A 24,498-nucleotide genomic window follows, 5' to 3' on the forward strand; every position below is an offset into this window, starting at 1 on the left:
ACGAGCTTATCCGCCCATATTGGCGCGCGGCAGCTTGATCATGTCGCCGAAGCGGGTGCGCAGTTTGTCGTCGAGCAGTTTTGGCACATGGCGCGGGAAGCGCTCGGCAAGGATGCGCTTCTTCTCGATGATCGCGCGCTGCAATATGTCGGGCCGGCCTTTCTCGTTCCATTCCTTCGGCGAAAACCGGTCGCCGACGGCCGGATAGAAATACTCCGTCTGCATCAGCCGCAAGGTCTGCTCGTTGCCGAGATAGTGGCCGGGACCTCTCAGACAGACATCAGCGATGGTGTCGATCGACAGCGCCTCATCGGTCACCTCGATGCCGCGCACGCAGCGCAGGCAGTGGCCGAGCATGTCATTGTCGATGATCAGGCTTTCCAGGCAGAAGCCGAGCAGCGAGGCATGCATGCCGGCCGACTCATAGACGAGGTTGAGCCCGGCAAGGCCGGCCATCACGTCGGTGATGCCTTTTTCATAGCCGGACTGGATGTCGGGCAGTTTCGAATCCGTCATGCCGGCGGCCGAACCGCCCGGCAGGTCGTAGAATTGCGCCATCTGCGCGCAGGCAGCGGTCAGAACCGCCTGCTCGGCCGAGCCGCCCGACATGGCGCCGGTCCTCAGATCCGACACGAACGGCCAGGTGCCGAAGATCGCCGGATGTCCCGGCTTGATGGCGTTGACATAGACCAGACCGGCAAGTACTTCGGCCACCGCTTGCACGACCGCACCGGCGATCGCCGCCGGAGCGGTCGCACCGGCCTGTCCGGCCGACAAAAGCAGGATCGGGATGCCGCCCTCGACGCAGGCCTCGAGCACGCCGCAGGCGTCCTCGGCGAATTTCATCGGCGGCACGACGAAGCAGTTGGAGTTCGACACGAACGGCCGGGCGCGGAAATTCTCCTCGCCGCCGGCAATGGCATAGAGCATTTCGAGCGCCGGCTGCACGTTCTCGCGCACCGTGAACGAGGTGCCGACATGCTTGGACGTGCCCATCACGCAGGCGTAGAGCGTGTTGAAGTCCATTTCGAGCGGGTCGGGAATGTCGCGCGGCACCATCGGCCGCTGGAAGAAATGGATGTTGTCGAGCCCGTCGACGATGCGGGCGGCGTCATAGATGTCCTGCAGCAGCGATTCGCGATACTCGCGCTTCTCGACATCGACCAGATGGACGGCGGCACCCGCCGTGCCGTAATGCACGCGCTTGCCCTGGATCACCATGTCGTGCTTGGGGTCCTGGCCGTGCAAGGTGAAATTGCGCGCCGCCTTCTTGATCGTGTCGAGCACCAGGGCGCGCGGGAAACGGATGCGGCCGTCATCGCCATAGGTGGCGCCGGCCTTGGTCAGCGCCTCGATGCAGGAGGGGATGGCATTGGCGAAGCCGACCGTTTCCAGCAGCGTCAGCACCGCCTCGTGGATGCGTTCCTGGTCGTTGCCGCGCAACGGTCCGTAGCTGCCGCCCTCGAGGCCGGCGCGCACCGGCCTGATGTCGTCGGCCAGCGGCGCTGCCCGCATGGCGCGGCGCGCTTCGCGTCCACCGGAGCGGCGCGAGCGCTGATCCACTGCTGCTTCCTGCTTTTCAAGAACCACTGACATGGAAACACTCCACCTTTTTCTCGGAAACAGGGCGGCGGTTGGTCCACCATCGGCTGTTTCTTCCCCTTTGTGCCACGACTATGCCGCCGGCATTGGCACAGACTATGAGCCAGCCGGTCTGGTTGCATATGCCAGAGCTAAAGGAGCCGGAGCCGCACTTGTGCGGCTCCGGTCAAGGGATAGAGCGCGTGGATCAGGCGGCTGCCGGTCTGCGGCCGGCGGCGGTGGCGAGCTCCCGGATACCGGGCTCGATATGCTGCAGCGCGATCGAGGAAATGCCCAACCGCATGAAACGCGAAGGCTTTTCGGTGCGGTCGAAGAAGCGGTCTCCCGGCTCGATGATGACGCTGCGCGAGGCGGCGGCCTCGGCTAAACCGCGGGAATCGGTACCGCGTGGCCCTTCGAGCCAGAGCGACGTGCCGCCGGCCGAATCGGTCGAGCGCCATTCCGGCAGGAAAGCGGAAATCGCATGGACCAGACGCTTGCGACGCTCGTCGAAGGCGCTCGACAGCCGCCGCACCAGGGCCTCGTGATGGCCGAGCGACAGGAACAATGCGACGGCGCGCTGGTTGTTGGCCGGCGGATGCCGCAGCATGAAACGGCGCAGCGCCCTGAGCTCCGAGATCAGTCCAGCCGAGGCGACGATGTAGCCAAGCCGCAGGCCGGGGGCCAGCGTCTTCGACATCGAGCCGACATAGACGACGCGGCCGGAGCGATCGAGGCTCTTCAGCGCCTGCTGCGGCGCTTCGTCGAGAAGCTGGCTGTCATAGCCGTCCTCGATGATGATCTGGTTGTGCCGGTTGGCGCGTGCCAGAAGATCCTGCCGCCGCTCGGCCGACAAAGGCACCATGGTCGGGCAATGATGGCTGGGCGTCACGAAGACGAAGCCGGAATCATTGGGGATGGAAGAGGTTACGATGCCGGACTGGTCGACCGGAACCGGCTGGATCTCGGCGCCCGCAAGCCGGAAGATCGAGCGTGCGTCGGGGTAGCCCGGATCCTCCATCGCTACCTTCGAGCCTTTGGTCATCAGCAGCGAAGCCAGCATGTAGAGCGCGTTCTGGGCGCCGAGCGTGACGATGATCTCGTCGGGATTGGCGAAGATGCCGCGCCGGGGCAAAAGCCGCGCCTGGATCTGCTCGATCAGCAGCGGATCGTCGCGGTCGACCATGTCGGAAGCCCAGTTGCGGATTTCCAGCACGGCCAGCGCCATGCGGTTGCACTCGCGCCATTCGGCGGTCGGGAACAGCGCCGGATCGAACTGGCCGTAGACGAAGGGGTAGGACGACTTGATCCAGTTCTCGTGCTTGGCCGGCGGCGGCATGTCGCTGGCGGCGATCTGCCGGCGCGCCTTCCAGTCGATCTCGTTGGCCTGGTCGGGCGCCTTCTGGTGCGGCTTGGCCGGTGTCGCCAGCACGTCCGGATTGACGAAATGGCCGCGCCGCTCGCGCGCCACCAGGAACCCCTGATCGACGAGCTGCTGGAAGGCCAGCACCACCGTGCCGCGTGCGACGCCGAGTTTTTCGGCCAGGATGCGGCAGGAGGGAAGCGGCATCGAAGCGGCGATCTGGCGGTCGAGAATGGCGGCCACGATGGCCTGGCGGATCTGCGCCTGCAGGGTTTGGCCGGATTCGGCCGAAATCCGGAACAGGCCGGACCATATGGCCGTGTCGTTGCGCTGTGGCATGGGAAATCTTCCTCGGATGGCCAGCCATTTTCATTTGGCTGGACCAGTCGAGTGTATGGGTGGCACAAGGGGTTGCGCCAATCAATTTTTCTGATCGTTGGGATTTATGCCAGTGATCCTTCAGGCAAAATCGGGCTCTATGGCAGCCCGCAGTGACACATTGTGTCATCGCATCGTGATGCGATGCGGCATCGCCGCGTATTGACCGCACGGAATTCGGCTCAATAGGTTTGTCGCGACGACACGCGCCGGAAACATCCGGTCTGATAAAGTACGTCGAAAAACGCCAGGAGCCCCCGCCATTGGATAAGTCAGCCTTCCAGAAACAGCTTGCCGCCTTGCGCGATCATCGCGCTGCGGCACCTGCCAGCATGCGCCAGGCCTTCGCCGCCGATCCGCAGCGGTTCCAGACATTCTCCGCCAGCGACGGCGACCTTTTGCTCGACTGGTCGAAATGCGCCGTCGACGCCGTCACCATGGACTTGCTGGAAAAGCTCGCCGGCGCCGCCGATCTCGAAGGCCGCCGCGCCGCCATGTTCGCCGGCAAGAAGATCAACATCACCGAAGACCGCGCCGTGCTGCATACGGCGCTGCGCAATCTCAGCGGCAAGGGCGTCACGGTCGACGGCCAGGACGTCAAGGCGGATGTCCTTTCCGTGCTCGATGCGATGGGCGCCTTCGCCGATGCCATCCGCTCCGGCAAAGCGGCCGGTGCCACCGGCAAGAAGATCACCGACATCGTCAACATCGGCATTGGCGGCTCCGACCTCGGCCCGGCCATGGCGACGCTGGCGCTCGCCCCCTATCATGACGGGCCGCGCGCGCACTATGTCTCCAACATCGACGGCGCCCATATCCATGACACGCTGAAGGGCCTGTCCGCCGAAACCACGTTGTTCATCATCGCTTCCAAGACCTTCACCACTGTCGAGACGATGACCAATGCGCAGACGGCGCGCGACTGGGTGCAGAAGGCACTCGGCAAGCAGGCGGTCGGCAAGCATTTCGCCGCCGTTTCGACGGCGCTCGACCTGGTGGCCAAGTTCGGCATCGAGCCGGATCGCGTCTTCGGCTTCTGGGACTGGGTCGGCGGCCGCTATTCGGTCTGGGGCGCCATCGGCCTTCCCGTCATGATCGCCGTCGGTCCGCGGAATTTCCGCGCCTTCCTCGACGGCGCGCATGAGATGGACGAGCATTTCCGCACCGCGCCGCTCGCCAAGAACCTGCCGGCGCTGCTAGGACTGGTCGGCTGGTGGCACCGCGTGATCTGCGGTTATCCCGCCCGCGCGGTCATCCCCTATGATCAGCGCCTGTCCCGGCTGCCGGCCTATCTGCAGCAGCTCGATATGGAATCGAACGGCAAGGGCGTCACCCTTGACGGCACCCCCGTGGCGACGCCGACCGGGCCGCTGGTCTGGGGCGAGCCGGGCACCAATGGCCAGCACGCCTTCTTCCAGCTCCTGCACCAGGGCACCGACTTCATCCCGGTCGAATTCCTGGCCGCGGCCGTCGGCCATGAGCCTGAGCTCAAGCACCAGCATGATTTGCTGCTCTCCAACTGCCTGGCGCAGTCGGAAGCCCTGATGAAAGGCCGCACGCTGGACGAGGCGCGCGCGCAGATGCTGGCCAAGGGCATGAAGCCGGCCGATGTCGACAAAATAGCGCCGCATCGTGTCTTCTCCGGCAACCGGCCTTCGGTGACCATCCTCTATCGCAAGCTCGACCCGCGCACCTTCGGCCGGCTGATCGCGCTCTACGAACACCGCGTCTTTGTCGAGGGCACGCTGTTCAACATCAATTCCTTCGACCAGTGGGGCGTCGAGCTCGGCAAGGAACTGGCGACCGGCCTGTTGCCTGTCGTGGAAGGCAAGGAAAGCGCCGCAAACCGGGACGCCTCGACCAGGGGCCTTGTGGAACGCATCCACCAATTGCGTGGTTCGGAGTGACTGATTTGGCAGACATCAAAGGCATATTGTTCGACAAGGACGGGACACTTGTCGACTTCAACGCGACCTGGCTCGGCATCGCCGACTTCATGGCCATGGACGCATCCGAGGGCGACCGCTGGAAGGCCGACAGGCTGCTGGCGGCCGCCGGCTTCGATTTCGCCAACCGGCGCTTCAAGCCCGATTCGATCTTTGCCTCGGGCACCAACATGGACGTCGTCGAGCTATGGTTCCCGCGTCTGTCCGACGAGGACCAGATGCTGGCCGTCGCCCGCTTCAACGAGATCACCTCGGTACAGGGTTCATCGATGGCGGTGGCGCTGCCGGGCATCGTCGACACGCTGGCAACACTGCACAAAAGGTCCTACCGGCTTGGCGTCGCCACCAACGATTCCACCAGCGGTGCGGAAAAGACCTTGGTTACGCTCGGCGTCGCGCAACTGTTCGACGCCGCCTATGGCTACGACGCAGTGGCCAATCCGAAACCGGCGCCCGACACCATCCAGGCCTTTTGCGATCTCACCGGCCTGAAGCCGTCGGAGATCGCCATGGTCGGCGACAACCGCCACGATCTCGAAATGGCGCGCGCCGGCGGCTGCGGCCTGGCGGTGGGCGTGCTCTCCGGCACCGGCACGCGCGAATCGCTGGCCGAGATTGCCGACGTCATCCTGGACTCGGTTGCCGACCTGCCGGATTTCCTTTCGGCACGGGTCAGGGAGACCGTCTGACCGCCAGGGTCATTTCTCCCTGGCACGGGGCCGCGTTCCGCAATCCTATTCGACCATTACCTGGATACAGTTGATGGTCGAATTTTCGATGGCGGCCAGTTTGGTCAGCAGGTCCAGGCGGATCATCTCGACAGTCCGGTCCGGAAGAACACCTTCCACGGTGAGCCGGATATCATGCCAGCCCTCGACATAGCGCACGGTGACGCCTTCGACACACAGGCGATGGACACGACGCTCCTCCGTAACCTCAGGCATCTTCGAGTGAGGTACGTCGGGCGTGTACAATGTTTCGAGTAAGTCTATTCGAGGATTGGGACCGAGATCGCGAAGATACTTGGCGCGAAAACCGTCACTGTCCTCTGGTCTGCCGCTGGCGCGATCTGAAAGACGGCGACGAAGCCAGAAGAGATGATTTTGACAGCCATCATCTCGAACGAATGCAAATCGCGGCCAGAGTCGCCTGGTAAGGCGCTCCCAGCGGCCCGTATGGAGGTCCAAGCGCCAATCGTCGATGTTCTCGACCAATACAGGCCACCGTGGCGCACAGATGAGCCCGCCACGGACCAGGATTGCGCCACCATCTTCCGCGAGTTCCGACGAGTGTTTGTGTATCCATGGCGGAGCCTCGCCCGTCGTGTCAAAGCGCTCGATGCTATAGCTCGTCGTATCCAACACGAGCACCTGTGCCTTATCATTTCGAATATTCGGGTAGGATAAATTCCCGATTATAAATATACGGTCGTCGACAAGATTTGCCGTGTGGAAGTCGGTGGGTGGAAAAACCGCATCCGAGTACCCCAAAATCTCGGTGCGACCCTCCGCATCGCTCACGATCACATCATTATAGATGTAGAAGTCTGCGTCGTAGGAATCTTCATACTCGCCGCCGATTCTGACAAGGCGACCATCTGGGAGCAGTGTTTCAGTGCGTCCGTACCGGCTGAAGCTCCAGCACGGCCCCACGTCCTCGGGGCGTGGGCCGAGGAACGCTTTGTTCAGACCGTAACCGGTGAGACGGTGCTCAACTGCCCATACCCAGACGGGGTTGGTCATAAGCTCCGGATTGCCTGAACCTCGACTGGGCGAACGAAACTTCGAGAACAGGTTGTGGTCGATTGGGGGTGTTTTGATCAAGCTCAAGCGGGGTTAGCAAGGCTTCTACATCGAGCCGATACCCCATGATTGGACTATAGCTTGTATAGAATCGTCTGCAAGGGGTGGAACTTATTCATTTGAACGATTGTATTTGAGCCAGGCGTCAGCGATCTTCCGGCTCGTAGCGAAAGACACCGCTGGGCCTGGTCTCAGCACCTTTCGCGTCACCGAAATCCGGCACCTGATATTCGGCAAGCAACCGCAGCCGGGACAGCGGCAGGTCATGGCGACCGGGATCGCCGACCAGCACATCGATACCGGCTACCAGGCAGCGATCGAGGAACGGGGTAATCCGTAGAGCAACCTGAGGGCTGTAGAAGACATCGCCGGCAAGCACGAGATCGACCAAGGGCGGCGGGCCTGTGGTGATATCCTTGTGCACAATGGTGATCTCGACCCCGTTCGCCACCGCATTGAGGCCGATCGCAGCAACGCCGTTGCGGTCGATTTCGGCGGCGATCACCTCGCGTGCCCCGGCCTTCGCGGCGGCTATGCCGACAATGCCGGAGCCGGCACCGAGGTCCAGCACGCGGCGGCCCGCCACGGTCATCGGATGGTCGAGGATGTAGCGCACCAGCACGGCGCCGCCGGCCCAGGCATAGGCCCAGTAGGGCGGCTGCGGTTCCGGCGCGTCCTCGCCGGCATCATCTTCAGGATCGACCAGGCGCCTCAACCCGCTGCTCGGGTGAGCGGTGTAAAACCGTATTTCGGGAAGCGCCGGCACCGGGACGAGGCGCATGTTGGCCTTGATGAATTCCGTCGGGTCGAGGCGCGGGCGCCAGTCCAGCGATTCGCTGCCCGCTGCCTCGTAGCCGAAGGGACGGTCACCCACTAGGCGCGCAGCGCCCGCCGCAGGATCTTGCCGACCGGCGTCTTCGGCAATTCGGTCCTGAACTCGATGTATTTGGGCCGCTTGTAACCGGTCAGGTTCTCGCGGCAAAAAGCGGTGATGGCTTCAGCGGTCAGGGCTGGATCCTTCTTGACGATGAACAGCTTCGGCACTTCGCCGGAGTGCTCGTCCGGCACGCCGATCGCCGCCACTTCAAGCACGCCCGGATGCATCGCCACGACTTCCTCAAGCTCGTTCGGATAGACGTTGAAGCCCGAGACCAGGATCATATCCTTCTTGCGGTCGACGATCTTGGTGTAGCCGCGCGCGTCCATGAAGCCCATATCGCCTGACTTGAAGTAGCCGTCCTTGGTCATCACCTTGGCGGTTTCGTCAGGCCGATTCCAGTAGCCCGCCATCACCTGCGGTCCCCTTATGCAGATTTCGCCGACCTCGCCGAGCGGCAAATTATTGCCGTCGTCGTCGCGGATGGCGATTTCCGTCGAGGGCAGCGGCAGGCCGATCGTGCCGGTGAAGTCGCCGGAACTGAACTTGTTGGCGGTGGCCACCGGCGAGGTTTCCGACAGGCCGTAGCCTTCAGTGACAGGGCAGCCGGTCAACGCCTTCCAGCGTTCGGCGACGCCCTTTTGCACCGCCATGCCGCCGCCCAGTGTCAGCACCAGCGGCTTGAAATCGAGTTTGCGGAAATCCTCATTGTTGAGCAGCGCATTGAACAGCGTGTTGAGGCCGGGAAAGATGTGGGCCGGATACTTTGCCAGTTCCTTGACGAAGCCTGGAATGTCGCGCGGGTTGGGAATGAGCACGTTGCGAGCGCCTTGCTGCATGCCCATCAGTGCGTTCACGGTCAGCGCGAAGATATGATAGAGCGGCAGCGCGCAGATGAAGTTCGGGTGCGCGGGTTTCGGCTTGATCGTATAGGCGTCTTCCATCCACTGCGCGTTCTGCACGACATTGGCGAGCACATTGCGATGCAGCAGCGTGGCGCCCTTCGAGACACCCGTGGTGCCGCCGGTATATTGCAGGAAGGCGACATCGTCGGCTGCAACCTTGGCTGGCTTGAAGCCAAGGCCGGCGCCGGCCTTCATCGCCGCGTTGAACTTGACATGCCCAGGCAGCGACCATGCCGGCACCATCTTCTTCACGCGGCGCACGACGAAGTTGACGATCGTGCCCTTGAGGCCGCCGAGCATGTCGCCCATGGCCGCCACCACGACATGCTTGACCGCAGTCCTGGCGATTACCGCCTGCAAGGTGTTGGCGAAGTTTTCCAGGATGACGATGGCTTGTGCGCCGGAATCCTTGAGCTGGTGTTCCAGCTCGCGCGGCGTGTAAAGCGGATTGATGTTCACCACGACATAGCCGGCGCGCAGGATGCCCATCATCGCCACCGGATATTGCAGGACGTTGGGCATCATCAGGGCGACGCGCGCACCCTTTTGCAGCCCCTTCGATTGCAGATAGGCACCGAAGGCCGCCGACAACTGCTCGACATCGGCGTAGCTGATGGATTTGTCCATGCAGGTGAAGGCCGGCTGGGAGGAAAATTGCTTGCAGGCAGCGACCAGGAAATCGCCGATCGAACTGTAGGGCAACGCACCGATCTCGGCCGGCACATTTTTCGGATAGCTCTTGAGCCACGGCTTTTCGGGCAGGCCGGCAGCAAGTTCCGTCAGTGCCTTCGGCAGCCCCTTGGTGGCAGCCGGCGCCGGTTTCGATGTCGGCGCTGCCTTCGCTGGCGATGTGGCCCTGGTTGCCCCGGTCTTTGTGGGAGAAGCCTTTGTGGGAGAGGCCTTTGCCGGAGAAGTCTTCGTCGCAGAGGTCTTTGTCGGGGCGGCTTTCGTTGCCGGCTTCGCAGCGGCCTTGGCGGTGGTGGCCGCTTTTGCCGCCGGTGCTGTCTTGGCAGGCTTTGCCTCCGCCTTGGCGGCAGCTTTGCCTTGCCCGTCGGCGGCGGCTGGTTTCGAGACTGCCTTGGCCGACGCTTTCACCGGCGCCTTCGATGCTTTTGCCACCCGTTCCTCCCTAGCAATTCTTGTTCGCCCGTTTGGTCGCCTGTGCCGCGCCCGCCTCCGAATTGACAGAGACGTCCTCCGCTGCCGCCAGCATATCCATCTATGTATTGCCTCTATCGGCGGCGGTGCAAGTCTTGCCCCTGCGGCAAGGCGCCGAAAGATTTGCCGCCGAAAATCTTGCCCGTCGGCGACACTTGGAACCGGCATCTTTCCACATCGACGATCGGATGAAGGCGGACGTGGCATCGATGTCGCCAGATGCCAGATCAATAAAAAAATGCGGTCGTTAACAATCTCGTGAATGGAAAAAACTGCTAATTTTTTCTGCCGTTTAGCAAAATGGCGGATTTTTTTCCTGCTTCCCGCGGGGTAAGCAAACGGGGTGTTCCAAAGCCGGAAAAACGGTGCTTATATGCGCGCTTCGCGAGCCTGATAGAGGGGCTTGGAAGAACATCAGGGAGTGCTCAATGAAAAAGAAACTCGCTTTTGCGGCCGCGTTGCTGGCTGCAAGCGTCCTGAGCGGCATGGCCAATGCGAAGACGCTTGTCTATTGCTCGGAAGCGTCGCCGGCCAATTTCGATCCGGGTACGACGACCGGCGGCAACGACTTCGATGCCTCGTCGCGTACCGTCTATTCGCGTCTGGTCGAATTCAAGCATGGCGGCACCGAGGTCGAACCCGGCCTCGCCGACAAGTGGGAAATCTCGGACGATGGCCTGGTCTATACGTTCCACCTGCATCCGGGCGTGAAGTTCCAGACCACCGACTATTTCAAGCCGACGCGCGACCTCAACGCCGACGACGTCGTCTTCTCCTTCGACCGCCAGTTCAACAAGGCGAACCCCTGGAACGGCGACAAGTATCTGCCCAACCTGACCTGGGACTACTACACCGGCATGGACATGCCGAAATACGTCGCCAAGTGGGAAAAGGTCGATGACCTGACCGTCAAGCTGACGCTGACCGAGCCGAACGCGCCGATGCTGGCCAATCTCGGCATGGACTTCGCGTCGATCGTGTCGAAGGAATATGCCGACCAGTTGGCGAAGGACGGCAAGATGGCCGATTTCTCGACCAAGCCGATCGGCACCGGTCCGTTCCAGTTCGTCGACTACCAGCTGGATTCGGTCATCCGCTACGCGGCCCATCCGGATTATTTCAAGGGCAAGGAGAAGATCGACGATCTCGTCTTCGCCATCACGCCTGACGCGACCGCCCGCATCCAGAAGGTGCTCGCCGGCGAGTGCGATATCGCTCCCTATCCGAATCCTGCCGACATCGGCACGATCAAGGCCAACAACGACGTGACACTGATGGATCAGGCCGGCCTGAACATCGGCTACATGAGCTACAACACCACCATCCCGCCGCTCGACAAGCCTGAGGTGCGCCACGCGCTCAACCAGGCGATCGACCGGGAAGCGCTGATCAAGTCGTTGTTCCAGGATGCCGGCGCCACGCCTGCCGAAAACCTGATCCCGCCGACCATGTGGTCGTGGAACAAGGATGTGAAGGCCGACGCCTATAATCCTGATGCGGCCAAGAAGGTGCTTGAGGCTGCCGGGCTGAAGGAAATCCAGCTCTGGGCTTCCGATCGCGTTCGTCCCTACAACCCGAACTTCCAGCGCGCCGCCGAACTGATCCAGGCTGACTGGGCCAAGGTCGGCGTCAAGGCGGAGATCGTCAACTACGAGTGGACCAAGTATCGCTCGGAAGGCAAGAAGAAGGACCGTCCCGGTGCGTTCCAGATCGGCTGGACCGGCGACAATGGCGATCCGGACAATTTCTTCGCCACCCTGTTCGCCTGCTCCGCCATCGGCGTCTCGAACTACTCCAGCTGGTGCGACAAGGACTTCGAAGACCTGATCCAGAAGGCCAAGAAGACCAGCGATCAAGCCGAGCGCGCCAAGCTCTATGGAGAGGCGCAGGTCGTCTTCCAGAAGCAGGCTCCGGCCTTCCTGCTGGCGCATAGCCAAGTCTACGCGGTCGTGCGCAAGAATGTCAGCGGTTTCATGATGGACCCGCTCGGCATTCACCGCTTCGACGGCGTCGACAAAGCCGAATAAGACATTGAGTGGGGCGGCGCCCTAGAGCGCCGCCCCCTTCGCCATGCTCAAATATATTCTTCACAGAATTGCACTTTTGATCCCGACGCTAGTCGGCATCACTATCTGTGCCTTCGCCTTCGTCAGGCTGCTGCCCGGCGATCCCATCCTTGCCATGGCCGGCGAACACGGCGTGGCGCCCGCGCGTTACGAGGAACTCAAGGAACAGTTCGGCTATAATCTGCCGATCTGGGAGCAGTATGCGCGCTATGTCGGTGCAGTCGCCACCGGCGATTTCGGCGTTTCCATTTCGTCCAAGCGCCCGGTGCTTGAAGAGTTCAAGACGCTCTTCCCGGCGACGCTGGAACTGTCGTTCTTCGCCATGATTTTCGCCATGGTGCTCGGCATCCCGGCCGGCATCTTCGCGGCCGTCAAGCGCGGCTCGTGGTTCGACCAGTCGCTGATGGGCACCGCGCTCGTCGGCTACTCCATGCCGATCTTCTGGTGGGGCCTGCTGCTGATCATCTTTTTCTCCGGTTATCTCGGCTGGACACCGGTTAACGGCCGCATTGACCTGCAGTACTTCTTCAAGCCGATCACCGGCTTCATGACCATCGACACCTTGCTCTACGGCAAATGGGACGCATTTCGCTCGGTATTGCGCCATTTGGTGCTACCGACAATTGTGCTCGGCACCATTCCGCTGGCTGTGATAGCGCGCCAGACGCGCTCCGCCATGCTCGAGGTGCTGGGCGAGGACTACGTGCGGACGGCCCGAGCCAAAGGGCTTTCGTCGGCCCGAGTCATCGGCGTGCATGCTCTGCGCAACGCACTCATCCCGGTGGTCACCACCATCGGCTTGCAGGTTAGTACGCTGCTCGCCGGCGCCATCCTTACCGAAACGATCTTCTCGTGGCCCGGCATCGGCAGATGGATGGTCGAATCCATATCCAAGCGCGACTATGTTGTCGTGCAGTCTGGCCTGCTGTTGATTGCCCTTATCGTCATGGCCGTGAACCTGATCGTCGACGTGCTCTATGCCGTCATCAACCCACGCATAAGGGCGGCGTGATGAGCCAGTCGACCGAAATCGCCCCGATGGCCTCCGGCAACCCGGATCGTCTCACCGGCCTCAGGACCTTCTGGTATTATTTCTCGGTGAACCGGGGCGCCGTCATCGGCCTGTTCGTCTTCATCCTCTTGGTGTTGGCCGCGCTGTTTGCGCCGTTGCTCGCGCCCTATGCGCCCGACATTCAGGACAAGACCGCCTTCCTGCGGCCTCCGGCCTGGCAGGCCGGCGGCAGCTCGCAATATCTGCTGGGCACTGATGCCGTCGGCCGCGACATCCTTTCGCGCCTGCTCTATGGCGCGCGCTTCTCGCTGCTCATCGGCGCGGTCGTGGTCACGCTGGCGCTCGCCGGCGGCATCACGCTCGGCCTGCTGGCCGGGTATTTCCGCGGCTGGGTCGACGTGGCGATCATGCGCGTCATGGACCTGATCCTGGCCTTCCCGTCGCTGTTGCTGGCGCTGGTGATGGTCACCATCCTCGGTCCCGGCCTGTTCAATGCGATGCTAGCCATCGCACTCGTGCTGCAGCCGCATTTCGCGCGCCTTGTGCGCGCCGCGGTGATGGCCGAGAAGAGCCGCGAATATGTCGTGGCGGCGAAGGTCGCCGGCGCCGGGCATCTCAGGCTGATGCTTCGCACCATCCTGCCCAACTGCCTGGGGCCGTTGATTGTCCAGGGCACGCTGTCCTTCTCCAACGCCATCCTGGAAGCCGCTGCTCTTGGCTTCCTTGGCCTTGGCGCCCAGCCGCCGACCCCGGAATGGGGCACAATGCTTGCTACGGCGCGCGAATTCATCCTGCGCGCCTGGTGGGTGGTGACGTTCCCCGGTCTTGCGATCCTGATCACCGTGCTTGCCATCAATCTGATCGGCGACGGCCTGCGCGATGCGCTCGACCCGAAACTGAGGAGGTCGTGATGGCGCTGCTCGACATTCAAAATCTCGTCGTCGAATTCCAGACCGCGTCCGGTTCCTTCCGCGCTGTCGACGGCGTCTCGCTCCACGTCGACGAGCGCGAAGTGCTGGCGATCGTCGGCGAATCCGGTTCCGGCAAGTCGGTCTCGATGTTGGCGGTGATGGGCCTTTTGCCGTGGACAGCCAAAGTCACGGCCGACCGCATGAGCTTCAATGGCCGCGACCTCCTGAAGCTGAGCCCTGCCGAGCGGCGCAAGATCGTCGGCAAGGACATGTCGATGATCTTCCAGGAGCCGATGGCCAGCCTCAATCCGTGCTTCACCGTCGGCTTCCAGATCGAGGAGGTGCTGCGTTTCCACATGGGCATGGACGGTGCGCAACGCCGGGAGCGCGCCATCGAGTTGCTGACGCAGGTCGGCATTGCCGAGCCGGCGGAACGGCTGAACTCGTTCCCGCACCAGATGTCGGGCGGCCAGTGCCAGCGCGTCATGATCGCCATCGCCATTGCCTGCAATCCGAAGCTTTTGATCGCCGACGAGCCGACCACCGCGCTCGACGTCACCATCCAGAAGCAGATCCTCGATCTCCTGGTCTCGCTGCAGGCCAAATACGGCATGGGCCTGATCATGATCACCCACAATATGGGCGTGGTGGCCGAAACCGCCGACCGCGTCATCGTCCAGTACAAGGGCCGCAAGATGGAAGAGGCCGACGTGCTGTCGCTGTTTGAATCGCCAAAGAGCAATTACACGCGCGCGCTCCTGTCGGCGCTGCCGGATAACGCCGTCGGCGACCGGCTGCCGACCGTCTCAGACATGCTGTTCGAACCGGCCGCCGGAGTCGCCTGATGAGCATCAAGGTCGTTGAAGGCAAGGACATCAAGCGCGATTATCACGTCGGCGGCGGCCTGTTTCGCGGTTCGCGCACCGTGCATGCGGTCAAAGGGGTCTCGTTCAGTGTCGACAAGGGCAAGACGCTCGCCATCGTCGGCGAAAGCGGCTGCGGCAAGTCCACGCTGGCGCGCATCATCACGCTGATCGATCCGGCGACGTCAGGTGAACTTTTCATCGACGGCAACAAGGTCGACATCGCCAAGGACGGGTTGAGCAAGGAGATGCGCCGCAAGGTGCAGATCGTGTTCCAGAATCCATACGGCTCGCTCAATCCGCGCCAGAAGATCGGCGACGTGCTGGGCGAACCGCTGCTCATCAACACTGGCAAGCCGGCCGAGGAACGGCGCGACCTCGCCATGAAGATGCTGAAGAAGGTCGGCCTCGGACCCGAGCACTACAATCGCTATCCGCATATGTTCTCCGGCGGCCAGCGCCAGCGCATCGCCATTGCCCGCGCGCTGATGCTGAACCCGAGCCTCTTGGTGCTGGACGAGCCGGTCTCGGCGCTTGACCTGTCGGTGCAGGCGCAGGTGCTCAACCTGCTCGCCGACCTGCAGGACGAATTTCAGCTGACCTATGTCTTCATCAGCCACGATCTGTCCGTGGTGCGCTACATCGCCGACGATGTGATGGTGATGTATTTCGGCGAGGCGGTCGAATACGGCTCGCGCGACGAGGTCTTCTCAGACCCGAAGCACAGCTACACCAAAACGCTGTTCGCCGCGACGCCGCGCGCCGACGTCGCCTCGATCAAGGCGAGGCTGGCGAAGAAGGCGGCGGCCTGACTGCGGACGTCGCTGCCTTCTGGCGAGGGCAAGCTAGACTGGTGCCTCTGGCATCAGCGTCTTTGCGAGCAGGACATTGGCGTGGCCGCGCGGAAAGTCCTCGAGTTGCACCAGCCGCTGAAATCCATGCTTTTCATAGAAGTCCGGCGCCTGGAAGGTGAAGGACGCGAGATGGATGACATGGCACCCGCGCAGCCGAGCCTCCCGTTCTGCGGCTGCAAGGAGGCGCGAGCCGAGGCCTTTGCCGCGCTCGCTGTCGGCGATCCATAGCGTCTTGATTTCGCACACGCCCGCCCAACTGTGCCCGTGGAGACCGGCATAGATCGTCCCGTCGTCCCTCTTCAGGAATATCGACAGATAGCGGCCGTCATCGATGCCGGTCGCGGCGACGTTGAATCCGTAGAGCTGATCCTCGAGCGCGACGATATCGTCCGGCGTGGGTTCACTGAGGACAACAAGAGGCGTCGCCCCATTCGCGCTCGCATCGTCGGGCCTGATCATCTCACGACAACTTCGCGATAATCGCGCGCAGCGCCTCGCCGAAGCGATGCACTTCCCCGACCGTGTTGTAATGCACCAGCGAGGCGCGGATGGCGCCGCTGTCCATCGACAGATTGAGGCGCTTCATCAGCCGCGGCGCGTACATGTGGCCGTCGCGGATGCCGATCTGCATCTCGGCCATTTCCTCGACGATGCGCTGGGGCGAGAGCTTGCCGATGTTGAAGCAGAAGGTCGGCACGCGTTCGTTGATGCGGGCCTCGTCGGCAACGCCATAGATGGTCGCCCCGCAACCCTTCAGCACGCCAAGCATCTCGCGTGCCAGAACCAGTTCATAGTCGCGGATGGCGCCCATGCCGGCGACGATGTTTTCGCGCCGCGAGCGGTTGTTGGAGGGTGCAAGATTGCGACCGACCAGTTCCAGATACTGCACGGCGGCATCCATGCCCGAGACATTCTCGTAGATGAAGGTACCGGCTTCGACCTTGTAGGGTGGCTCGTCGGGGATGAAATCCTCGCGAAAGGTCGGCAGCCGCTTCAGCGTGTCGAAGCGCCCCCAGAGAAAACCCATATGCGGCGAGAAATTCTTGTAGCCGGAGCAGACGAGGTAGTCGCAGTCCCAGGCCTGCACATCGATCAGCCCGTGCGGCCCGTAGTGCACGCAGTCGAGGAACACTTCGGCGCCGGCGGCATGCGCAATCTCCGCCACCGAGGCGACATCGACGATCGAGCCGATCGAATGCGCCGTCACCGTGCAGGCGACGAGGCGGGTGCGGTCGGAGACCAGTGGCTTGAGATCATCTGCATGCAGATTGCCATCCTCGCGCATGCGCCACCACTTGAACTTGGCGCCGGCGGATTCCAGCGCCAGCCAGGTCGCGATGTTGGCATCATGGTCCATGTCGGTGATGACGATCTCGTCGCGCTCCTGCAACATCTGGCCGATGCCGAGGCTGACCAGGCGGATGAACGAGGTGGCGTTCATGCCGAAGCAGATTTCCGCCGGGCTATAGGCGTTGATCAGCAGGGCCACGCTTGTCCGGGCATCGGCGACCGACTGATCGACAGTGACGCTGCGGCCATAGCGGCCGCCGCGCTGCACATTGTGCGAAACCAGATGGTTGGTCACCGCATCGAGCACGCTCTGCGGGATCTGCGCACCGGCGGCATTGTCCATGAAGATGAAATCGCCGGCTCGCTGCAGAGCGGGAAACATGGCGCGGATGGTGGCAACCGGGAAGTCGCCGGCGGCGGTCTGGGGATTGCTCAAGGGTGGTCTCCTGCGAATGGTTTTTTGCGAGTGGGGTCAGCGCGTCTTTTCGGTCTTGAAGCGGTCTTCAAGCAGGCTGACGAGGCGGACCATCGGCCAGAGGAAGATGAGATAGACCAGCGCCGCGCCGATCAGCGGCGAGGGGTTGGCGTAGAGCGACTGCGCGTTGGTCGCTTCCTTCAAGAGTTCCGGCAGCGCCACGGTCGAGGCCAGCGAGGTGTCCTTGAACATCGAGACGCAGTTGCTGGTCATCGGCGGGATGACCACGCGGATCGCCTGCGGCAGCACCACCTTGCGCAAGGTCAAAAGGAACGGCAGGCCAAGCGCCTGCGACGCCTCGAACTGGCCTTTCGGAATGCTCTCGATGCCGGAGCGGAACACTTCGGCCGAATAGGCCGACATGATGAAGGCGAACGCCGTCACGGCGGAGGCCCAGGACGACAGGCGGATGCCGAGGAAGGGCAGCGCATAGTAGATCAGGATCAGCACCACCAGCACCGGCAGGGCGCGGAAAATATCGGTGTAGCCAACCGCCAGCCAGCGCACCGGCTTCGGCGCATAGAGCCGCAGCAGGCTGATCACCAGGCCGATGGGAATACCGATGCCGATGCTCAAAATGCCGAGCAGCAGCGTGTTCAGGAAGCCGCGCAGCAGCGCCGGCAGGCTGGACGCAATGACATCGGGATTGAAGAAGGTGTCGATCAGCGACATGGGAGCGTTCCCGAACCCCAGAGCAAAGGGGTACTCAAGTTAAAAACCAATCGACCTCGCCTGCGGCAAGGCGGTCTGCGCGGCCGCGGCGCTGAGGCAGGAAACGAATCGTGCCGGCCTGGGAAAGCCGGCACGATTTCAGGGCATCGCCGCTCAGGCCTTCGGCAGCGGCATTTCCTTGACCGTCGAGGAGTCAGCCGGCGCGTCGCTGCCGAACCACTTCTTGTGGATCGCGGCCAGCGTGCCGTCCTTCTTCATCGCCGTCAGCGCGTCGTTCAGCTTGCCGAGCAGCGGATGGTCCTTGGTCATCATCAGGCCGTACTGTTCGCCGGTCTTGATGCGCTGCTTGACCTTCAAATCCTTCATCTTGGTGAAGGAATATTCCATGCCGGGAATGTCGCTGACGGCGGCGTCGACGCGGCCGGCGCTGAGGTCGAGCAAAAGGTTCTGCTGGGTGTCATAGCCCTTCACGTCGCTGAAGCCGTCGGCTTCCTGATGCGCCTTGACCCAGGTTTCGCCGGTCGAGCCGGAGAGCACGCCGACGATCTTGCCCTTGAGATCGGCCTCGGTGTTGACAGCGCTGTCGGTCTTGGTCGCGATGCCCATGTCGGAATCATAATAGGGCTGCGTGAAGGACTGCGACTTCAGCCGCTCCGCCGTGATGGTGATCGAGGAGATGGCGACGTCGATGCGTTTCGACGTGGTGGCCGCAAACAGCGCCTGGAAGCCGAGATCGGCGATGTCGGTGGTCATGCCGATGCGCTTGGCCGCTTCGTTGACGATGTCGACTTCAAAGCCCTCGAAGGTGCCGCTCTCGTTCTTGTATTCGAAAGGCGGATTGGTCGGGTAGGCGCCGACATTGAGCACATCGGCCGCATAGGCGGTCGCAGGGCCGGCGGCGATGCCGATGGCGGCGGCGAAAAGGATGATATTGCGACGGTTGAGCTTCATTGGTGGTCCCTCTGGGGTGTCCCCTCTGGTTGTTGATCGGGCGGGGCTCGCCCCGCACGGTTTCTTGCCGCCCCACCTCCCAGCGGGGCGTCAATTCATGGCTGCGACCATGCGCTCGAGCGCGGTCGCTATCTGGTCGCGGTCTCGGCAGACACACATCCGCAGGAAGGCCGTTGCCGAACTTCCGAAGAGATGGCCGGGCGCCAGCCCGACGCGTGCCGTCTCCAGAATCCTGGTACAGGCCTGGCGGGCGTCGCTTTCACCTTCCATGGCAAAGAAGGCATACATGCCGCCACGAGGTTTCGTCGGCAGGATGATATCAGGAATCTGTGCCAGCCTGTCATAGGCGAGATCGAGGCCGGTCCTGATGCGCTGCCGGATTTCTTCGACCAGCGGCTCGCCCTGGCGAATGGCCGCGACCGCGCCGGCCTGGATCGGGGCAGCGGTGCCGCTGTTGACGTATTGGGTCATGGCGCCGAGCTGGTCGGCCACTCCAGACGGATGCGTCAGCCAGCCGATGCGCCAGCCGGTCATCGCCCAGGCCTTGGAGAAGCTGTTGACCGACAGCACCCGGTCGCCGTCCTCGGCGATTTGCAGGATCGAGGGCGCGACATCGCCATCGAAATAGAGGCGGCCATAGACCTCGTCGGAAATGATCCAGATGCCGGTGCGGCGGCTGAAGTCGAGCAGCGCCTGCATCTCCTCGCTCGACGCGGTCCAGCCGGTCGGGTTGGATGGCGTCGACAGGAAGATGGCGCGGGTGCGCGCATCGCAGGTGGCGAACAGCCGGTCGAGGTCGAGGCGCCAGTCACCTCTGAAGTCGAGCGAAAACGGCCGCGGCTCGCCACCGATCAGATGGATGGCGTTGTGGATGTTGGGCCATTGCGGCGCGACATAGACGACATTGGTGCCGGTATCGACCAGCAGCTCAAGGGCCAGATACAGCGCCTGCATGCCACCCGGCGTAACCGTGGTGCGTGTGATCGGGATCGGCCGGCCATGGATGCGCGTCTGGTATTCCGACAGCGCCTCGTTCAGCGGGCCGTGGCCGCGCATGTTGGGAACATAGAAGGTCAGCCCTTCATCGAAAGCGGCCTTTGCCGCGTCGCGGATGAAGGCGGGCGTGACCATGTCGCCTTCGCCGTACCAGAGCGCGATCACATCGCCCAATTCACGTGCACGAACGGCGAGGTTGGCGATGTTTTCGGTGTGCAGATCGCGGATCTGGGCGCGCACGCCGTCGAACGCATAGCGCGCGCTGGACGATGACTGGGGCAGTATGAACGACAAGGACTGAACCCCTCCCACCCGGAGCACCACGATGGACTGCCCGAAAAGCCCCCTCCGGCACGGCAGTCACTATCGACTTCGGATGCTATCCAAAGTGCCGCGCTTTTCAAGGCAAAAGTTTTAAGCTTAAAAAGTTTGGCGCGGCTGTTGCTCCGCCGATACGCCTTTTTTGCCTGATCTCATGCCAGTTCGTCGCGCGCCGCGGCGCAGTTGGCCGCGGCACCGGCGCCAAGAAACATCGTGTCGCTGGCCAGCACGAAGAAACTCGCGCCGATGGCTGCCCAGCGGCTGACAGTCTGTGGGCTGGCGCAAAATATGCCGGCAGTTTTTCCATGTGCGATCGTCGCGCCGATGATCGTCCGGATCGCCGCATTGAGCTTGTCGGCGCCTTGCGGTCCGATCGCATCGATCGACACCGAAAGGTCGCCGGGGCCGACGAAGATCACGTCGACGCCGTCGACCGCCGCGATCGCGTCGATGTTGGCGAGCCCCTCGGAGGTTTCGACCTGGACGGCGACGACGGTTCTGTCATTGGCGCCGGCCAGATATTCGGGAATGCGATAGCCGTAGCCGGCGGCTCGGCCGGGTCCGACGCCGCGCTCGCCGAGCGGCGGATAGCGCGAGGCTTTGACGGCCATCGCCGCCAGTGCGGCGGTCGAAACGCGTGGCACCAGCACGCCTTGCGCGCCGCTGTCCAGCGCCGCCTGGATGGCTTCCGCCGCATGGCCGGGAACGCGCACCATCGCCGGCACGCGGTGGACGTCGGCCGCGCGCACCATGCTTTCGATCATATCGCGCGAGATCTGCGCATGCTCCCAGTCGATGCAGAGGAAATCGAGGCCGGCCAGCGCCATCACTTCGACCGCGACGGGATGGGGAATGGCGGCAAAGGAGCCGACGAGGTTGGCCTTGCCGATGCATTTCTGGCGAAATTCGCTCATGCCGATTCCCTGTTTCGTCTGGCCCAAATTCATATCCGCAATCGGTGGCAAGGCGAAGCTATTTCAGGCTTGAAATATTTTGGCGGAGCCGTAGCGTGCGATCTTCGCCGGGAGGTCGCGACATGAACAAACCACATCCCTTGCACGGCCCCAACAAACTGAAGCTCGGCGTATTTTCGACCAACGCCGATGGCGGTCTTGCGATCACCGATGTCCCGGAGCGCTGGACGGCAAGCTGGCAGGACAATCTGACGGCGGCGCAAATTGCCGACCGCGCCGGCCTGGAGTTCATGCTGCCGATTGCGCGCTGGCGCGGCTTTGGCGGCCGCAACAAGGTGCGCGAATGGTCGTTCGAGACCTTCACCTGGGCGGCGGCGCTAGCGGTTGCCACCGAACAGATCGGCCTGTTCATGACCGTGCATGTGCCACTGGTACATCCGCTCTATGCCGCCAAGGCGCTGGCAACGGTCGACCACATCAGCCAGGGCCGCGCCGGCCTCAACATCGTCTGTGGCTGGAACCCGAAGGAATTCGGCATGTTCGGCACGCCACTGGTCGAGAAGGGCTATGACCAGGCGGCCGAATGGATCGAAATCCTCGAGAAGCTTTATGCGTCGGCCGATCCACTCGACTATGAAGGCACCTATTATCGCCTCAAGGAAGCCGTCAGCCGGCCGGCCAGCCTGCAGGTTCCGCGTCCGGTGACCATGAACGCCGCTTTCGGTGGCCCGGGCCGCGATTTCGCCGCCGCCCGGTGCGATTATCTGTTCACGACCTTTTCCGAGATGAGCGATGCCGGCAAGCATGTCGCCGATATTAGCGAGCGGGCCGACAAGGTCGGCCGGGACGTCGGCGTCTACACTGTGGCGCATGTCGTCTGCCGTCCGACGATGGAAGAGGCGCAGGCCTATTACACGCGTTACGCGGTCGATCTGGCCGACCACGAGGCGGTCGACGCCCACATGGCCGGCAAGAAGGAATTCTCGCAGTCGCACGACCCGCATGCCTATGACCGCTACCGCCAGCGTTTCGCCGGCGGTGCCGGCACCTATCCGCTGATCGGAACCCCGGAAACGATCGCCGCCGACATGGCCGCCATTGCCGGGCACGGCTATCAGGGCATTGCGCTCTCCTTCGTCAACTACACGCAGGAGCTTCCCTATTTCTGCGACAACGTGCTGCCGATTTTGCAGAAGGCTGGGCTTCGCGGATAGCCTAAGCTCTCTATTCCGGGATAACGGCGGTCGCCTGGATCTCCACCTTGGCGCGGTCCTCGACCAGGGCCACCACCTGCATGGCCGCCATCGCCGGAAAATGCCGGCCGATCACCTCGCGATAGGCTTCGCCGATGCCCCTGAGATTGGCGAGATATTCGGCCTTGTCGGTGAAATACCAGGTCATCGAGGTGATGTGCCGCGGCTCCGCGCCGGCCTCGGCCAGAACCGCGGCGATGTTCTGGAGCGTCTGCCGCACCTGGCCGACAAAATCGTCGGTTTCGAACTGGCACTGCCCGTTCCAGCCGACCTGTCCGCCGACAAAGATGAGCCGCCCCCGTGCCGCGACGCCATTGGCGTAGCCGACCGGTTTGGCCCAGCCTTCCGGCTGCAAAATCTCGTGCATTTCAAGCCTCCCGGTATTCCTAAAAACCAAGTTTCAAAATCGAATGTCCGTCAATGTCCCGCCGTCAGCCCGCGCCCATCACTTGCCGCGCGATGACCACTTTCTGCACGTCGGAGGCACCCTCATAGATGCGCAGCGCGCGGATCTCGCGATACAGGCTTTCGACGATGTGGCCTTTGCGCACGCCATCGCCACCATGCAGTTGCACCGCTCTGTCGATCACCTCTTGTGCCTTGTCGGTGGCAAACAGCTTGGCCATCGCCGCTTCGCGCGTCACCCGCGCCGCGCCCATGTCCTTGGTCCAGGCGGCGCGGTAGACGAGAAGTGCTGTCGCATCGACGTCGAGCGCCATGTCGGCGATGTGGCCCTGCACCATCTGCAATTCCGCCATCGGTGCGCCGAACAGTTTGCGTTCGGCCACTCTGCTGATGCTTTCGTCCAGCGCCCGGCGGGCAAAACCGAGCGCTGCCGCGCCAACGGTCGAGCGGAACACGTCGAGCACCGACATGGCGATACGAAAACCGTCGCCGGGCTTGCCGATCAGCGCCGAGGCAGGCAGGCGGACTTTGTCGAAGGACAGCCGCGCCAGCGGATGCGGCGCGATCACTTCGAGGCGCTCGGCGATGCCGAGGCCCTTGGCGTCACCCGGTACGATAAAGGCCGAAAGCCCCTTGGCACCTGGCGCCTCGCCGGTGCGGGCAAAGACGATGTAGAGATCGGCAATGCCGCCATTGGAGATCCAGGTCTTTTCGCCCGTGAGAACATAGCTGTCGCCGTCGCGGGTCGCCGTCATCTCGGTGTTGGCGACATCCGAGCCGGAGCGCGGCTCCGACAGGGCGAAGGCCGAGATCGCCTTGCCGGCCCGGGTCTTTGCCAGCCATTGCTGCTGCTCCGCCGTGCCGAAGAGACTGAGCGCGCCGGTGCCGAGCCCCTGCATGGCGAAAGCGAAATCGGCGAGCCCGTCGTGACGTGCCAGCGTCTCGCGCGTGATGCACAAGGTGCGGACGTCGAGGGGGCCAGGATTGTCTGTGTCAACAGCTGTCGGCTTCAACCAGCCGTCGCGGCCGAGTTTTTGCACCAGCTCCCGGCAGGCGACATCAACGTCGTGATGATCGACAGGGAGGTTCTTCGAGCACCATGCTTCCAGGCTTTCGGCCAGTTCGCGGTGGCGGTCTTCGAAGAACGGCCAGTTGAGGAAGGAACGGTCAGGCATGTTGGCCTCCGCAGTGCATGGAGCACAGCGCTCTACGGCGCCCCCCTCTGTCCTGCCGGACATCTCCCCCACTTGGGGGGAGATTGGCATCTTGGACGCCGGCGCCCATCTTGCAGCGCTGGCGATTGGCGAAAGCGGCAATGACAGCCGATCTCCCCCCTTGTGGGGGAGATGTCCGGCAGGACAGAGGGGGGCGCTGTCCCGCCGACGTCTCCACGGAAAGCATCATCTCAATTCCCCTCGAACACCGGCTTTTCCTTGGCCACGAACGCCTTGTAGGCGCGCTCGAAATCGCGCGTCTGCATGCAGATCGCCTGCGCCTGCGCTTCC

General features: G+C 62.9%; 21 protein-coding genes and 1 pseudogene. 8 read left to right on the forward strand and 14 right to left on the reverse strand.

What is annotated here, in order from left to right; all coding sequences use genetic code 11:
• Window positions 1-6 precede the first annotated feature (6 nt).
• Both CKW40_RS16830 and pdxR read right to left on the reverse strand, forming a co-directional pair.
• Complete coding sequence (locus CKW40_RS16830) at window positions 7-1,596, reverse strand: trimethylamine methyltransferase family protein (RefSeq protein ID WP_095200990.1); 1,590 nt, start codon at window positions 1,594-1,596, stop codon at window positions 7-9.
• Between the two features lie 193 nt (window positions 1,597-1,789).
• Window positions 1,790-3,283 carry a MocR-like pyridoxine biosynthesis transcription factor PdxR gene (gene pdxR, locus CKW40_RS16835; protein ID WP_095200991.1) on the reverse strand — a complete coding sequence of 498 codons (1,494 nt, stop codon included), beginning with the start codon at window positions 3,281-3,283 and terminating at the stop codon, window positions 1,790-1,792.
• Between the two features lie 302 nt (window positions 3,284-3,585).
• Here pdxR and pgi point away from each other — a divergent pair, with 302 nt between their 5' ends.
• A complete protein-coding gene (gene pgi, locus CKW40_RS16840) occupies window positions 3,586-5,229 on the forward strand; it encodes a glucose-6-phosphate isomerase (protein WP_095200992.1) in 1,644 nt (547 codons plus the stop codon).
• Window positions 5,230-5,234: 5 nt separating this feature from the next.
• Window positions 5,235-5,957: an HAD family hydrolase gene (locus tag CKW40_RS16845; RefSeq protein ID WP_095200993.1), complete on the forward strand. Its 723-nt coding sequence runs from the start codon at window positions 5,235-5,237 to the stop codon at window positions 5,955-5,957.
• A gap of 45 nt (window positions 5,958-6,002) precedes the next feature.
• Here the strand turns inward: CKW40_RS16845 and CKW40_RS43770 are convergent, their stop codons facing one another.
• The 3 genes from CKW40_RS43770 to CKW40_RS16865 form a co-directional block, all read right to left on the reverse strand.
• The gene (locus CKW40_RS43770; RefSeq protein ID WP_179297991.1) at window positions 6,003-7,010 is read right to left on the reverse strand and encodes a hypothetical protein; all 1,008 of its coding nucleotides are present in this window, start codon (window positions 7,008-7,010) and stop codon (window positions 6,003-6,005) included.
• Between the two features lie 205 nt (window positions 7,011-7,215).
• Window positions 7,216-7,851 carry a class I SAM-dependent methyltransferase gene (locus tag CKW40_RS16860; RefSeq protein ID WP_179297993.1) on the reverse strand — a complete coding sequence of 212 codons (636 nt, stop codon included), beginning with the start codon at window positions 7,849-7,851 and terminating at the stop codon, window positions 7,216-7,218.
• Window positions 7,852-7,943: 92 nt separating this feature from the next.
• A complete protein-coding gene (locus CKW40_RS16865; RefSeq protein WP_095200997.1) occupies window positions 7,944-9,971 on the reverse strand; it encodes a long-chain fatty acid--CoA ligase in 2,028 nt (675 codons plus the stop codon).
• Between the two features lie 467 nt (window positions 9,972-10,438).
• On the opposite strand from CKW40_RS16865, the gene CKW40_RS16870 reads away from it, so the two are divergent.
• The 5 genes from CKW40_RS16870 to CKW40_RS16890 are packed head-to-tail and all read left to right on the forward strand — an operon-like array spanning window position 10,439 to window position 15,674.
• Window positions 10,439-12,037, forward strand: coding sequence for an ABC transporter substrate-binding protein (locus CKW40_RS16870; protein ID WP_095200998.1), 1,599 nt, complete (start codon window positions 10,439-10,441; stop codon window positions 12,035-12,037).
• Window positions 12,038-12,080: 43 nt separating this feature from the next.
• A complete protein-coding gene (locus tag CKW40_RS16875) occupies window positions 12,081-13,088 on the forward strand; it encodes an ABC transporter permease subunit (RefSeq protein ID WP_095200999.1) in 1,008 nt (335 codons plus the stop codon).
• A 26-nt stretch (window positions 13,089-13,114) separates the two neighbouring features.
• Window positions 13,115-13,999: an ABC transporter permease subunit gene (locus CKW40_RS16880; RefSeq protein ID WP_244571206.1), complete on the forward strand. Its 885-nt coding sequence runs from the start codon at window positions 13,115-13,117 to the stop codon at window positions 13,997-13,999.
• Window positions 13,999-14,844 (forward strand): ABC transporter ATP-binding protein, encoded by an 846-nt coding sequence (locus CKW40_RS16885; RefSeq protein WP_095201001.1) that lies wholly within the window; start codon window positions 13,999-14,001, stop codon window positions 14,842-14,844. Before CKW40_RS16880 ends, CKW40_RS16885 begins: the two co-directional genes overlap by 1 nt.
• Window positions 14,844-15,674, forward strand: coding sequence for a dipeptide ABC transporter ATP-binding protein (locus tag CKW40_RS16890; protein WP_095201002.1), 831 nt, complete (start codon window positions 14,844-14,846; stop codon window positions 15,672-15,674). Before CKW40_RS16885 ends, CKW40_RS16890 begins: the two co-directional genes overlap by 1 nt.
• A 33-nt stretch (window positions 15,675-15,707) precedes the next feature.
• Here CKW40_RS16890 and CKW40_RS16895 read toward each other — a convergent pair whose 3' ends face one another.
• From CKW40_RS16895 to CKW40_RS16920, 6 genes are all read right to left on the reverse strand, one after another.
• Window positions 15,708-16,175, reverse strand: coding sequence for a GNAT family N-acetyltransferase (locus CKW40_RS16895; protein WP_095201003.1), 468 nt, complete (start codon window positions 16,173-16,175; stop codon window positions 15,708-15,710).
• A 1-nt stretch (window position 16,176) separates the two neighbouring features.
• Entirely contained in the window at window positions 16,177-17,442 is a 1,266-nt protein-coding gene (locus CKW40_RS16900; protein ID WP_095201004.1) for a cysteine desulfurase-like protein, read from the reverse strand.
• A 36-nt stretch (window positions 17,443-17,478) separates the two neighbouring features.
• The gene (locus tag CKW40_RS16905; protein WP_095201005.1) at window positions 17,479-18,153 is read right to left on the reverse strand and encodes an amino acid ABC transporter permease; all 675 of its coding nucleotides are present in this window, start codon (window positions 18,151-18,153) and stop codon (window positions 17,479-17,481) included.
• Window positions 18,154-18,306: 153 nt separating this feature from the next.
• Window positions 18,307-19,104 (reverse strand): ABC transporter substrate-binding protein, encoded by a 798-nt coding sequence (locus CKW40_RS16910; protein ID WP_095201006.1) that lies wholly within the window; start codon window positions 19,102-19,104, stop codon window positions 18,307-18,309.
• Between the two features lie 90 nt (window positions 19,105-19,194).
• The gene (locus tag CKW40_RS16915) at window positions 19,195-20,394 is read right to left on the reverse strand and encodes a pyridoxal phosphate-dependent aminotransferase (protein ID WP_095201007.1); all 1,200 of its coding nucleotides are present in this window, start codon (window positions 20,392-20,394) and stop codon (window positions 19,195-19,197) included.
• 179 nt (window positions 20,395-20,573) lie between these two features.
• Window positions 20,574-21,335, reverse strand: a complete 762-nt coding sequence (locus CKW40_RS16920) for an HpcH/HpaI aldolase family protein (RefSeq protein WP_095201058.1) — start codon at window positions 21,333-21,335, stop codon at window positions 20,574-20,576.
• A gap of 122 nt (window positions 21,336-21,457) precedes the next feature.
• On the opposite strand from CKW40_RS16920, the gene CKW40_RS16925 reads away from it, so the two are divergent.
• Complete coding sequence (locus CKW40_RS16925) at window positions 21,458-22,549, forward strand: LLM class flavin-dependent oxidoreductase (RefSeq protein ID WP_095201008.1); 1,092 nt, start codon at window positions 21,458-21,460, stop codon at window positions 22,547-22,549.
• Between the two features lie 10 nt (window positions 22,550-22,559).
• On the opposite strand, the gene CKW40_RS16930 is transcribed toward CKW40_RS16925, so the two are convergent.
• The 3 genes and pseudogenes from CKW40_RS16930 to CKW40_RS44620 all read right to left on the reverse strand — a co-directional run.
• Complete coding sequence (locus tag CKW40_RS16930) at window positions 22,560-22,955, reverse strand: RidA family protein (RefSeq protein ID WP_095201009.1); 396 nt, start codon at window positions 22,953-22,955, stop codon at window positions 22,560-22,562.
• Window positions 22,956-23,019: 64 nt separating this feature from the next.
• A complete protein-coding gene (locus CKW40_RS16935) occupies window positions 23,020-24,168 on the reverse strand; it encodes an acyl-CoA dehydrogenase family protein (RefSeq protein WP_095201010.1) in 1,149 nt (382 codons plus the stop codon).
• 230 nt (window positions 24,169-24,398) lie between these two features.
• Window positions 24,399-24,498 (reverse strand): annotated as a pseudogene (locus CKW40_RS44620) (enoyl-CoA hydratase family protein); the annotation flags it as partial.

Origin of the sequence: Mesorhizobium carmichaelinearum (assembly GCF_900199455.1) — a bacterium.
Taxonomy (GTDB): domain Bacteria; phylum Pseudomonadota; class Alphaproteobacteria; order Rhizobiales; family Rhizobiaceae; genus Mesorhizobium; species Mesorhizobium carmichaelinearum.

Excerpts from the sequence above, each read along its gene's own strand:
- CKW40_RS16910 (WP_095201006.1), bottom strand. The coding sequence starts at position 19,104 with ATGAAGCTCAACCGTCGCAATATCATCCTTTTCGCCGCCGCCATCGGC.
- CKW40_RS16875 (WP_095200999.1), top strand. The coding sequence starts at position 12,081 with ATGCTCAAATATATTCTTCACAGAATTGCACTTTTGATCCCGACGCTA.
- CKW40_RS16905 (WP_095201005.1), bottom strand. The coding sequence starts at position 18,153 with ATGTCGCTGATCGACACCTTCTTCAATCCCGATGTCATTGCGTCCAGC.
- CKW40_RS16895 (WP_095201003.1), bottom strand. The coding sequence starts at position 16,175 with ATGATCAGGCCCGACGATGCGAGCGCGAATGGGGCGACGCCTCTTGTT.
- CKW40_RS16925 (WP_095201008.1), top strand. The coding sequence starts at position 21,458 with ATGAACAAACCACATCCCTTGCACGGCCCCAACAAACTGAAGCTCGGC.
- CKW40_RS16885 (WP_095201001.1), top strand. The coding sequence starts at position 13,999 with ATGGCGCTGCTCGACATTCAAAATCTCGTCGTCGAATTCCAGACCGCG.
- CKW40_RS16890 (WP_095201002.1), top strand. The coding sequence starts at position 14,844 with ATGAGCATCAAGGTCGTTGAAGGCAAGGACATCAAGCGCGATTATCAC.
- pdxR (WP_095200991.1), bottom strand. The coding sequence starts at position 3,283 with ATGCCACAGCGCAACGACACGGCCATATGGTCCGGCCTGTTCCGGATT.
- CKW40_RS16830 (WP_095200990.1), bottom strand. The coding sequence starts at position 1,596 with ATGTCAGTGGTTCTTGAAAAGCAGGAAGCAGCAGTGGATCAGCGCTCG.
- CKW40_RS16935 (WP_095201010.1), bottom strand. The coding sequence starts at position 24,168 with ATGCCTGACCGTTCCTTCCTCAACTGGCCGTTCTTCGAAGACCGCCAC.
- CKW40_RS16860 (WP_179297993.1), bottom strand. The coding sequence starts at position 7,851 with ATGCGCCTCGTCCCGGTGCCGGCGCTTCCCGAAATACGGTTTTACACC.
- CKW40_RS43770 (WP_179297991.1), bottom strand. The coding sequence starts at position 7,010 with ATGACCAACCCCGTCTGGGTATGGGCAGTTGAGCACCGTCTCACCGGT.
- CKW40_RS16880 (WP_244571206.1), top strand. The coding sequence starts at position 13,115 with ATGGCCTCCGGCAACCCGGATCGTCTCACCGGCCTCAGGACCTTCTGG.
- CKW40_RS16920 (WP_095201058.1), bottom strand. The coding sequence starts at position 21,335 with ATGAGCGAATTTCGCCAGAAATGCATCGGCAAGGCCAACCTCGTCGGC.
- CKW40_RS16870 (WP_095200998.1), top strand. The coding sequence starts at position 10,439 with ATGAAAAAGAAACTCGCTTTTGCGGCCGCGTTGCTGGCTGCAAGCGTC.
- CKW40_RS16930 (WP_095201009.1), bottom strand. The coding sequence starts at position 22,955 with ATGCACGAGATTTTGCAGCCGGAAGGCTGGGCCAAACCGGTCGGCTAC.